The organism is Mesorhizobium sp., assembly GCF_005063415.1.
GTDB lineage: Bacteria > Pseudomonadota > Alphaproteobacteria > Rhizobiales > Rhizobiaceae > Mesorhizobium.
In genome coordinates this window covers 14,714-25,115 of the sequence record NZ_SUEG01000027.1, presented here as the reverse complement: position 1 = coordinate 25,115, position 10,402 = coordinate 14,714, and the positions used below count along the sequence as shown (strand labels likewise).

The following is a 10,402-nucleotide window of genomic DNA, read 5'->3' as shown; positions in this document are numbered from 1 at the left end:
CGCGGTCGATCCGGCCCGATCTGCCGGGAATGCCGATCAAGAGATTCTCCAGCACCGAAAGCCGCGATGCGAGATGAAAATGCTGGTGCACCATGCCGATGCCGGCGGCCAGCGCATCGGCCGAGCTGTTGATCGCCACCGGCCGGCCCTGCACCAGGATCTCGCCGGCATCGGGCGCATAGGCACCGAACAGCACATTCATCAGCGTCGTCTTGCCGGCACCGTTTTCGCCGAGCAGCCCGAGGATTTCACCCGGCGCGACGCTGAGATCGACGGCTTCGTTCGCCTTGACGGCGCCAAAGCTCTTGGAGATGCCGCGCATTTCGATGAGAGGGGCAGGCGTTGACAAGGGTGCTCCCGATCGGAATTGGCTTTACGATTCAGCTTTGATCGACGAGAATGCGCTGCACCCCCCTCTGGCCTGCCGGCCATCTCCCCCTCAAGGGGGAGATCGGATGTCACTTCGGCTTTCGCAAATCGTCAGCGCTGAAGAAGAGGTGCTGTCGGCGAAGCTGCTAATCTCCCCCCTTGAGGGGGAGATGGCCGGCAGGCCAGAGGGGGGTGCGACAAGCGCCAGACCCCCAAAAGACAGCGCTCAGTCCGAGACCGGCGTATTCTCATCCACGTCGACGCGGAAATTGCCATCGAGGATCTCGGCCTTCTTCTTCGCGACCAGTTCCTTGACCTCGGCCGGCAGCGTCTTGTCGAATTTATGGTAGGGCGCAAGGTAGGAGCCGCCCTTGGCCATACGCGAGAAATCGCCGTAGTCCTGCGCCGTGAAGACCCCGGCCTTGACCAGCTTGATCGCCTGCTCGACGGTCGGATACATATCCCAGACCGGCCCGGTGATCACCGTGTCGGGGCCGAGGCTCGACTGGTCCGACATGTTGGAGATGGCGAGGATCTTCTTCTCCGCCGCCGCTTCGATGACGCCAAAGCGCTCGGCATAGATGACGTCGACGCCGGCATCGATCTGGGCGACGGCCGCTTCCTTTGCCTTTGGCGGATCGAAAAACGAGCCGATGAAGGCGACCTTCTTCTTGATGTTGGGATTGACCTCCCTGGCGCCGGCAAAGAAGGCGTTGACCAGCCGGTTCACTTCCGGAATGCCCATCGCCGCGACGGCGCCGATCGTGCCCGATTTCGACATCTTTCCGGCGATCATCCCGGACAGATAGGCCGGCTCGTGGATCCAGTTGTCAAAAACGCCGAAATTCGGCTCGGCCGGGCCGGCGCCGGAGCCGAACAGGAAGGCGGTCTTCGGAAACTGCTTGGCGGTCCTGCGCGATTCGCGCTCGGCGGCGAAGGCATCGCCCAGCACCAGCTCATAGCCGCCCTGCGCGTATTCGCGCATGACGCGGCTGAAATCGGCGGTCTGCACCTTCTCCGACCATTTGTATTCGATGCCGAGTTCCTTCTCGGCCTTCTGCAGGGCGACGTGGATCTGGTTGTCCCAGGGCTCCTCGATCGGCGTGGCGAAGATCGCTGCTACTTTCAGCTTCTTGGTCTTGGCGAAGGCGCTGCCCGGCAGCATCGCCGCCGCAAGGCCGAGCGCGCCCAGTTCCAGCACATTGCGGCGCGAAAGTCCTTCGCGTTTCGATTGGATTCTGCTCTTCCCGTTGTCCATTGCATGCCCCTCTGATTGGCGCCGTGTCGAGCCGGCTCTCTTCTCTGGAATATCGGCGAAGGAACTATGGAGCGGTGCCCGGCTTTTGTCCACATGGTCAAATTTGAGTGGGCGGAACGCGCCATTAAATGGCCCGGCAAACCCACGCTTGCTCACAATCTCTCGAGCGCCACCGCAATGCCTTGGCCGACCCCGATGCACATGGTCGCGAGGCCGTAGCGGCCGCCGCGTTCGCGCAGTTCCAATGCCGCCGTGCCGGTGATGCGCGCCCCGGACATGCCGAGCGGATGACCGAGCGCGATGGCGCCGCCATTCGGGTTGACGTGCCCCGCGTCTTCGGCGATGCCGAGCTGGCGCAGCACGGCGATGTCTTGGGAGGCAAAGGCCTCGTTGAGCTCGACGACGTCGAATTGCTGCGGCGTCAGGCCAAGTCGGGCGCATAGCTTTTGCGTGGCCGGCACCGGGCCGATGCCCATGATGCGCGGCGCCACGCCGGCGGCCGCACCGCCGAGGATGCGGGCGATCGGCGTCAACCCATATTTTTTTGCGGCGGCTTCCGAGGCGACGATCAGCGCCGCCGCGCCGTCATTGACGCCCGACGCATTGCCGGCCGTAACCGTGCCGCCTTGCCGGAACGGCGTCGGCAATTTGGCCAGCGCTTCGATCGTCGTCCCCGCGCGCGGATGCTCGTCCTTCGAGACGACGATCGGATCGCCCTTGCGCTGCGCGATCGTCACCGGCGTGATTTCCTTCGCCAGGCGGCCATTGGCTTGTGCGGCGACCGCCTTGTCCTGGCTGCGCACCGCAAATGCGTCCTGGTCGGCGCGGGAGACAGCGAACTCTTCCGCCACGTTCTCGCCGGTCTCAGGCATCGAATCGACGCCGTATTGCTTCTTCATCAGCGGATTGACGAAGCGCCAGCCGATCGTGGTGTCGTAAATCTCGGCATTGCGCGAAAAGGCGGTCTCCGCCTTGGGCATGACGAACGGCGCACGGCTCATCGATTCGACGCCGCCGGATATCATCAGCTCAGCCTCGCCGGCCTTGATGGCGCGGGCGGCAATCATCACTGCATCCATGCCCGAACCGCAGAGACGATTGACGGTCGAGCCGGAAACCTCCTTGGGCAGGCCGGCCAACAGCAACGCCATGCGCGCCACATTGCGATTGTCCTCGCCGGCCTGGTTGGCGCAGCCATAGACGACATCGTCGAGGGCAGCCCAGTCAATGCCTGGATTGCGCTCGACCAGTGCCTTCAGAGGTATCGCGCCGAGATCGTCCGCTCGTATCGCCGACAGCGAACCGCCGAAGCGGCCGATGGGCGTGCGGATGTAATCGCAGATATAGGCCTCAGCCATTGTGCAGCCTTCCCTTTTCCCGGCCCGGCCATGTTGGCCGCATTCTCCTTAAGACGAAAGCACATCTCGCCGCCGGCCGTTAGGCCAAAGAGAATTTCAGCTCCCACCCGCCGGGAGCTGCGGATCAGCCGATGCTTTCGCCGCCGTCGATCACCAGCGCCTGGCCGGTCATGAAGGACGAGCGGTCAGAGACGAGGAACAGGATCGCTTCGGCGATTTCCTCCGCGCTGGCCCAGCGCTGCATGGGAATCTTGGTGCGGACATAGTTTTCGATCGCCGCCCGCCCGCCCATCTGCGTGATGAACGGTTCGTTGAAGGGCGTATCGACCCAGCCGGGGCACAGCGCGTTGATGCGGACATTGTGTTTGGCATAGTCGAGCGACATCTGCCGGGTCATCGCCACCACTGCATGTTTTGACGTTGCGTAGGCGATCATTTCGCGGTCGTAGAACACACCCGAATTCGAGGCGGTATTCAGGATCACCCCGCCGCCTTGCGCGATCATCGACGGCATGACCAGCCTGGCCGCGAGGAACTGCGCCCGCACATTGATCCGCCAGGAGGCATCCATGCCGTCGGCGCCGACTTCGGTCAGCGTGCCGCCGACCTGGATCCCGGCATGATTGTGCAGGATGTCGATCCGCCGATGCCGGCCCAGCGTTCCTGCAATGAGCTGCTCGACCGCCGCATCCTCGCCGACATCGGTGGCGACTGCCTCGGCCCGACCGCCGGCCGCACGAATGTCGGAAGCGGTTGCTTCCCCCGCCGCCTGGTCCCTGTCGGCGATCACCACGAGCGCGCCTTCCCTGGCCATCATCATGGCGCCGGCACGCCCGATCCCCGACCCGGCACCCGTCACCACGGCGATGCGATCTCTCAGAATCATGTTTTTTATCTTTCAGTGTGATGGTTTTCGTTGCCGCAGTTGCCATTGGGCAAGCACCACGAGCAGAACGGAGGCGACAAGCACGATCGTCGCGATGGCATTGATCTCCGGCGTGACCCCGCGCCGGATCGAGGCAAAGACATAGATCGGCAATGTCGTCTGTGCGCCGGCAACGAAGAAAGCGACGATGAAATCGTCGAAGGAGAATGTGAAGGCGAGCAGGAAGCCGGCGATCACCGCCGGCATGATCTGTGGCAACACGATGCTGCGGAACGTCGTCAGCGGGGTGGCATAGAGGTCGCTCGAGGCCTCGACCAGGTTGCGGTCGAGGCTGCCGAGGCGCGTGCCGACAATCATCGCCACCAGCGCCATCGAAAACAGCCCGTGCGCGGCGATGATCGAGCCATAGCCAAGCGCCAGGCGCGGTGGCTGGTCGTTCGGCCACAGCGAAGCGACAAACGGGTTGACCACCCCGAATAGCTGGACCAGCGCGACCAGCGTCGAGATGCCGATGACGACGCCAGGAACGACGATCGCAGCACCCAAAAGCGCATCGAAGACGGCTCGCGTCCGCGCGCCGACACGCGCCAGGCCAAGCGCGGCCGCCGTGCCGCACAGCGCCGCCAGCAAGGCGCTGGTCGTGGCGATGAACAGGCTGTTCTTCAGCGCTTCGACCAGGAACGGGTTTGCCAGGGCCTTGCCGTACCATTGCACCGAGAAGCCAGTGAACTCGCTGGCGTGGTGGCCGGCGTTGAACGAAAACAGCACCACCAGCGCGATCGGCAGGTAGAGAAAGGCAAAGACCGCAACGACGAAGGCACGCATCAGATCAGGTCCACCCGGCGGGCACCCGAGAGCCGGGTCGAAATGCGGTTCGCGGCAAGCAGCACGACCACGGAAACCGCTACAAGCGTGATGGCGATCGCCGATCCGAATGGCCAATTGCGCGATTGCAGGAACAGATCGACCAGCGCGTTGCCGATGAAGAAGACCTTGCCGCCGCCGAGTAGCGTCGGGATCAGATATTCGCCGAGCAGCAGGATCATGACCAGCGAGAAGCCGGTCATCACACCTGGCAGCGACAGCCGCAGCGTCACGCCGAGGAATGTCGAGATCGGCGTCGCGCCGAGATCGGCGGAGGCCTCCAGCAGCTGGCGGTCGAGCCGCTCGAGGCTGACATAGATCGGCAGGATCATCAGCGGCAGATAACCATAGACGATGCCGAGCAGAACCGCTCCCGGCGTGTTGATCAGCCGCACGTCCTCGATCCCGACATAGGCCAGCAGAGCCGGGATGCCACGCCCGCCCAGAACATACATCCAGGCATAGGTCCGCATCAGCAGGCTGGTCCAGAACGGGATGACGACAAGCGCCAGCAGGATCAGCCGCCACCGTTGTGGCGCGCGCAAGGCGAGATAATAGGCGACCGGATAGGCAACGAGAAGGCAGGCCAGTGCACCCGCCGGCGCCAGCACCATGGTGTTCCAGAAGGCGGTCGCCCGCGCCGGAAGATTGGCATACTGCGCCAAGGTGAAAGCGGCCTGATATCCGCCTTCCGGTGCCCGCTCGCCGACACTGAAGACGGTGATCGCGACGAACGGCAAAACTAGAAACACCACCAGCCACGCGGTTGCTGGACCGAGCAGCAGGGCGGTCAGGAGATTGTGACGAAGGACATTGCCGCGCATTGAAAAAACCGACCCGGTGCCGGCGGACATCTGTCCGCCGGGGGAGTTGCCTGCATCGGACCTATGGTCAAGCCGACTTGAAGCGTGCCATCAATTCGGCCCGGCCCGGATCGGTTAAGGTCGCGGCTGCACCGAATTCGAGTGGCTTCAGCAGTTCCGCCGCCGGATAGAGGATCGGATTGTCCAGCACCTCCTTGGGCAGCAGCGCATTGACCCGCGCATCGGTGGAAGGCGCGCCGTTGGCCAGGTGCTCCTTGACCGCGACTTTCGGGTTCATCAAATAGTTGAGCAAGGCATAGCCGGCAGGCTTGTTCGGCGCATCCTTGGGGATTGCGTAGAAGTCGGTCCAGATCTCGCCGCCTTCCTTGCCAAGCACGTAGGCGATTTCGGGGATGTCGCGGTGGAGCTGCGCCCCGTCATTGGTCCAGCACATCGTCATCCAGGCGTCGCCGGCACGCATCGACGGCTGGTAGTCGCTGGAGACCGCGAACAGATGCGGCTTGACCTTCAGCAGCAATTCCTCGGCCTTGGCGAGTTCGTCCGGCTTCAGCGAGTTGAACGAGAAGCCGAAATATTTCAGCGCGTTCCCGATCGTGGTCAGCTGGTAATCATGAACCATGGTCCGGCCGTCGCCCTCCGCCATGGCCGTGTCCCAGAATTCCTTCCAGCTCGTCATCGGCTTGGTCAGTTTCTTGGTGTTGACGGCAAAGCCGGTGGTGCCCCAATTCTTCGGCACAGCGTAGGTCACGCCGTCGATGGTGCCTTCCCCAGTGAAGCGCGGGTCTTCTTGCGAGCCGTCATAATTGGCAAGCTTGGCCATATCGAGCGCTTCGATGATGCCAAGCTTCTTGTAAGTCGAGATCGTGTAGTTGGTCGGAACGAAAAGGCTCCAGCCCGAGGCGCCGGCCTGCAGCTTGGCCAGCATCTCCTCGTTTGACCCGAATACGTTGACCTCGACGGCAACGCCGGTCTCGGCCTTGAAATTCTCGAACGTCGCCGGGTCGTGATAATTGGGCCAGGTGGCAATCGACATGCGGTCGCCAAGCCCCTCCTGGGCGAAGGCTGGCGACGGCATGATGCCGAGTTCGCGGGCCATTACCGCGGTAGCGAGACCAAGGCCGGTAAGGCCAAGGAACTCGCGGCGGCCGATGGAACCGCGCTTGAGGCGCATCAACTGGTCGACGAATTTTTCAGGGCTTATCGGCAGTCCGTCACGATACGATTTCGACATTTTTGTTTTCCCTCTGGTTGGTCCCGTTATTCTCCGGAAACGCCAGCGGCGTTCCGGCTGTAAAGCCGACGGCGACGGGTTCACCCGGCTTGAAGAGATTTCCACCGCCGACCAGATGATCGGCCTTGGCGAGCAGTGTCCCGATGCCCTGGACCTCGATTGCATATTCCGCGGTCGAACCGAGAAAGATCCGGTTGCGGACAAGGCCGTCCAGCCGGCCGCTTCCGGGCGCGCCGAGGCTTAGCGATTCAGGGCGCAGGCTGACCGAAACGGCTTCACCCTGAGCTAGCGGAGTCCGCTTGCGCGCTGCAATGACAGTGCCGTCGGCAAGCGCCACATCGACGAGCTTGCCCGAGAGCCCGACGACCTTGCCGCTCAAGAGATTGGTCTTGCCGACAAAGTCGGCGACGAAGAGGTCGGCGGGTTCGTCATAGATTTCGCTCGGCTGCCCAAGCTGGACGATGCGCCCGCCATTCATGACGCAGACGAAATCGCTCATCGACAGTGCCTCTTCCTGATCGTGGGTGACCAGGACGAAGGTGATGCCGATCTCGCGCTGCAGGTTCTGCAGCTCTATCTGCATGTCGGTGCGCAGCTTCTTGTCGAGCGCCGCCAGGGGCTCGTCGAGCAGCAGCACCGCCGGCTTGTTGACCAGCGCCCGCGCCAGGGCGACACGCTGCTGCTGGCCGCCGGAAAGCTCATGGATCTTGCGGCGCCCATATCCGGCAAGGCGCACCATGGCGAGCGCCTCGCCTGTCTTCCGGCTGATCTCCCGCGACGACAGGCGCGGCCGTGCCTGGCGGAGGCCATAGGCGACGTTGTCCTCCACATCCAGATGCGGAAACAACGCATATTGCTGGAACACCATGTTGACCGGCCGCCGATAGGGCGGCGTGCCGGCCATGTCGTGGCCACGGATGAATACCGCACCTTCGCTTGGCTGTTCGAAGCCACCGATCATGCGCAAACAGGTTGTCTTGCCGCAGCCGGACGGCCCGAGCAAGGCGACAAAGGCAGACGGCGGGATGGCAAGATCGATGCCGCTGACCGCGATCACGCTGCCGTAGCGTTTGGTGACCCCGCGAAACTCAATGTCGGGCACTGCGGTCAAAGCTGCGGGCTCCAGCGGCTGATTGATCTCGAAACGCTATCAGAGCCAATGGCGGCTAGTATATACCTCCCAGGTGGTATATTTCGTCTATTTTCTCATCTGGAGGGGTATGAATTGGGCGTTTCGCGCAGCGATGAATACAGCCGGCTCGCTGCGCTCATCGCAGCGACGCGGGAGACCAGCGGCGAGCTTTTCGGCAAGGCAATGGTCGCCTGGCTCCGGCAGCATGTCAGCTTCGATCATTGCGTGATCTTCGGCTATCGCGGCGCCTCACGCCCGCCGCTGCTGTTCGAGACATTCTCGCCGGCCGAAAGCCACGTCTTCGTCGCGCTCTATCAGGAAGGGCCTTATCTGCTCGACCCGTTCCACCATGCTGCGGTCGAGCGCAAGGAAGGCTTTTGGCGCATGCGCGAACTGGCGCCGGACCGCTTCTATGCCAGCGAATATTACCGCTCATATTACAGCCAGACCAGGCTTGCGGAGGAGGTCGGCTTTTTCGTGCCGCTGCCGGGAAAGGACGCGCTGGTGGTCTCGCTGATGCGATTGCGCGCTTCGGGGCCGTTCGGAACCGCCGATGCCAGGTTGCTGCGCGACATGGCGCCTGCGGTGATCAGTCTCGTCAGGCTGCGCTGGCCTACCCTTCCGGCTGACGGACCGGTTGGGACGAAGCAAGACGAGGCGATTGCTCCGGTCAGCGAGTTCGAACGTGCTCACATCTGGAAGAGCCTTTCGCTCACGCCGCGCGAACAGCATGTCGTCGATCTGGTGCTTCAGGGCCATTCCACGGAATCGATCGCCAGGGCGATGCGCATCGTGCCGGGCACCGTAAAAGTCCATCGCCGCAACATCTACCGCAAGCTCAAGATAAAGTCGCAGGCCGGTCTGTTCGCGCGTTTTGTTGAGATCATGGACGCACGGATTCGGTAGTCCCAAGTTCAGCCGGCAGCGCCGTCCCAGGAACCGGTTTCAGCCATCTGCCTGAGCCGGCGCGCCACCCGAAAGACGTCCTTGCCGGTCTGCTGGTGCCAGTGATCCAGCCGCCGGATGATCTTGTCCACGCCTTCGAGGCTTGCCCAGAACATCGGTCCGCCCTTGCCGACCGGGAAGCCGTAGCCATTGACCCAGACGACATCGATGTCGGAGGCGCGGGCGGCAATCCCCTCGTCGAGAATCTTGGCACCTTCGTTGATCATCGGATAAAGCGTGCGTTCGATGATTTCGTCGGCACCGATCTCGCGCGGCACGATCCCCCTCTCGGCAGCCTTGCCGCGGATCAGCGCCTCGACCCCGGGATCGGGCAGCGGCGTGCGCGAGCCGTTCTCGTAGCGATAGAAACCGCTGCCGGTCTTCTGGCCGAAATGCCCCTGTTCGCAGAGCGCGTCGGCGATGTCGGCGGTCTGGCCGCGCGCCTTGCGATTGCGCCAGCCAATGTCGAGGCCGGCGAGGTCGACCATCTGGAACGGCCCCATCGGCCAGCCGAAATCGATGAATGCCTGGTCGACCTGGCGCGGCGTTGCGCCCTCGAGCAGAAGCGTCTCCAGTTCCGAACCCCGCGCGGCCAGCATGCGGTTGCCGACGAAGCCGTGGCAGACGCCGACGACGACCGGCACCTTGCCGATCCGCCGTGCCAGATCGACGATGGTCGCCAGCACGTCGGGTGCCGTCTTGTCGGCGCGGACGATTTCCAGAAGCTTCATGACGTTAGCCGGCGAAAAGAAGTGCATGCCCAGGACATCTTGCGGGCGCAACGTCGAAGCGGCGATCTCATTGACGTCGAGATAGGAGGTGTTGGTGGCGAGGATCGCGCCCGGCTTGACCACGGCATCGAGCCTGCCGAACACCGCCTTCTTGACCGCCATCTCCTCGAACACAGCCTCGACGACCAGGTCGCACTCGGCGAGGTCGGCATAATCGGTGGAACCCTTGAACAGGCCGAGCCGCTGGCGCTTGGCGTCTTCGCTCAGCGATCCGCGCGTGACGGAAACGGCATAGTTCCTGTCGATCGCCGCCAGCCCGCGCTGCAGCGCTTCCTGCGTCGTCTCCAGCAAGGTCACGGCGAGACCGCCATTGGCGAATGTCATGGCGATGCCGCCGCCCATCGTGCCGGCGCCGATGACGCCGACCCGGGCAATCTTGCGCTTGATCACGTCCTTGCCCGAGACCTTCGCCGCTTCACGTTCGGCGAAGAACAGATGACGCTGGGCGCGCGACTGGTCGCTGGCCACGAGCCTGAGGAACAGCGCACGTTCCGCCGCCAGCGCTTCGTCGAACGGCAGCGTGATAGCGTTGCGGACCGACTGCGCGCAGGCGATCGGCGCTTCGAGGCCGCGCGCCTTTCTGGCAAGCTCCGCTGCTTCCTTGTCGAAGATGGAGAGATCAGCTTCCTTGAGGAGTTCATTGCGGTCGCGCACCGGCGTGAATGGACCGCCTCTTGCGGCGATGTCGCCGGCGAAGCTCACCGCTTGCGCGGCCAAGTCGCCATCGAAGACCGCGTCCACCAG

General features: G+C 63.4%; 10 protein-coding genes. 1 reads left to right on the top strand and 9 read right to left on the bottom strand.

Translation table 11 applies throughout. From position 1 onward, the window contains the following. The 8 genes from E5W70_RS10205 to E5W70_RS10170 all read right to left on the bottom strand — a co-directional run. On the bottom strand, positions 1–322 hold a 322-nt coding region (locus tag E5W70_RS10205), incomplete at its 3' end, for an ATP-binding cassette domain-containing protein (RefSeq protein ID WP_292657282.1). Positions 323–595: 273 nt separating this feature from the next. Further along, entirely contained in the window at positions 596–1,627 is a 1,032-nt protein-coding gene (locus tag E5W70_RS10200; RefSeq protein ID WP_292657213.1) for a BMP family protein, read from the bottom strand. Positions 1,628–1,779: 152 nt separating this feature from the next. Next, positions 1,780–2,985: a 3-oxoadipyl-CoA thiolase gene (pcaF, locus tag E5W70_RS10195; protein ID WP_292657209.1), complete on the bottom strand. Its 1,206-nt coding sequence runs from the start codon at positions 2,983–2,985 to the stop codon at positions 1,780–1,782. A gap of 124 nt (positions 2,986–3,109) precedes the next feature. Beyond that, positions 3,110–3,871 carry a glucose 1-dehydrogenase gene (locus E5W70_RS10190; protein WP_292657206.1) on the bottom strand — a complete coding sequence of 254 codons (762 nt, stop codon included), beginning with the start codon at positions 3,869–3,871 and terminating at the stop codon, positions 3,110–3,112. A gap of 12 nt (positions 3,872–3,883) precedes the next feature. Further along, positions 3,884–4,696, bottom strand: a complete 813-nt coding sequence (locus tag E5W70_RS10185; RefSeq protein ID WP_292657203.1) for an ABC transporter permease — start codon at positions 4,694–4,696, stop codon at positions 3,884–3,886. Further along, the gene (locus E5W70_RS10180) at positions 4,696–5,589 is read right to left on the bottom strand and encodes an ABC transporter permease (RefSeq protein ID WP_292657200.1); all 894 of its coding nucleotides are present in this window, start codon (positions 5,587–5,589) and stop codon (positions 4,696–4,698) included. The genes E5W70_RS10185 and E5W70_RS10180 overlap by 1 nt, the downstream gene beginning before the upstream one ends. A gap of 37 nt (positions 5,590–5,626) precedes the next feature. After that, a complete protein-coding gene (locus tag E5W70_RS10175) occupies positions 5,627–6,790 on the bottom strand; it encodes a spermidine/putrescine ABC transporter substrate-binding protein (RefSeq protein WP_292657198.1) in 1,164 nt (387 codons plus the stop codon). Further along, positions 6,771–7,901, bottom strand: a complete 1,131-nt coding sequence (locus tag E5W70_RS10170) for an ABC transporter ATP-binding protein (protein ID WP_292657195.1) — start codon at positions 7,899–7,901, stop codon at positions 6,771–6,773. The genes E5W70_RS10175 and E5W70_RS10170 overlap by 20 nt, the downstream gene beginning before the upstream one ends. 114 nt (positions 7,902–8,015) lie before the next feature. On the opposite strand from E5W70_RS10170, the gene E5W70_RS10165 reads away from it, so the two are divergent. After that, positions 8,016–8,828 carry a LuxR C-terminal-related transcriptional regulator gene (locus E5W70_RS10165; RefSeq protein ID WP_292657193.1) on the top strand — a complete coding sequence of 271 codons (813 nt, stop codon included), beginning with the start codon at positions 8,016–8,018 and terminating at the stop codon, positions 8,826–8,828. Between the two features lie 8 nt (positions 8,829–8,836). Here the strand turns inward: E5W70_RS10165 and E5W70_RS10160 are convergent. Then, positions 8,837–10,402, bottom strand: a 1,566-nt coding sequence (locus tag E5W70_RS10160) for a 3-hydroxyacyl-CoA dehydrogenase (protein ID WP_292657191.1), incomplete at its 5' end; no start/stop codon positions are given.

Excerpts from the sequence above, each read along its gene's own strand:
- E5W70_RS10200 (WP_292657213.1), bottom strand. The coding sequence starts at position 1,627 with ATGGACAACGGGAAGAGCAGAATCCAATCGAAACGCGAAGGACTTTCG.
- pcaF (WP_292657209.1), bottom strand. The coding sequence starts at position 2,985 with ATGGCTGAGGCCTATATCTGCGATTACATCCGCACGCCCATCGGCCGC.
- E5W70_RS10190 (WP_292657206.1), bottom strand. The coding sequence starts at position 3,871 with ATGATTCTGAGAGATCGCATCGCCGTGGTGACGGGTGCCGGGTCGGGG.
- E5W70_RS10185 (WP_292657203.1), bottom strand. The coding sequence starts at position 4,696 with ATGCGTGCCTTCGTCGTTGCGGTCTTTGCCTTTCTCTACCTGCCGATC.
- E5W70_RS10180 (WP_292657200.1), bottom strand. The coding sequence starts at position 5,589 with ATGTCCGCCGGCACCGGGTCGGTTTTTTCAATGCGCGGCAATGTCCTT.
- E5W70_RS10175 (WP_292657198.1), bottom strand. The coding sequence starts at position 6,790 with ATGTCGAAATCGTATCGTGACGGACTGCCGATAAGCCCTGAAAAATTC.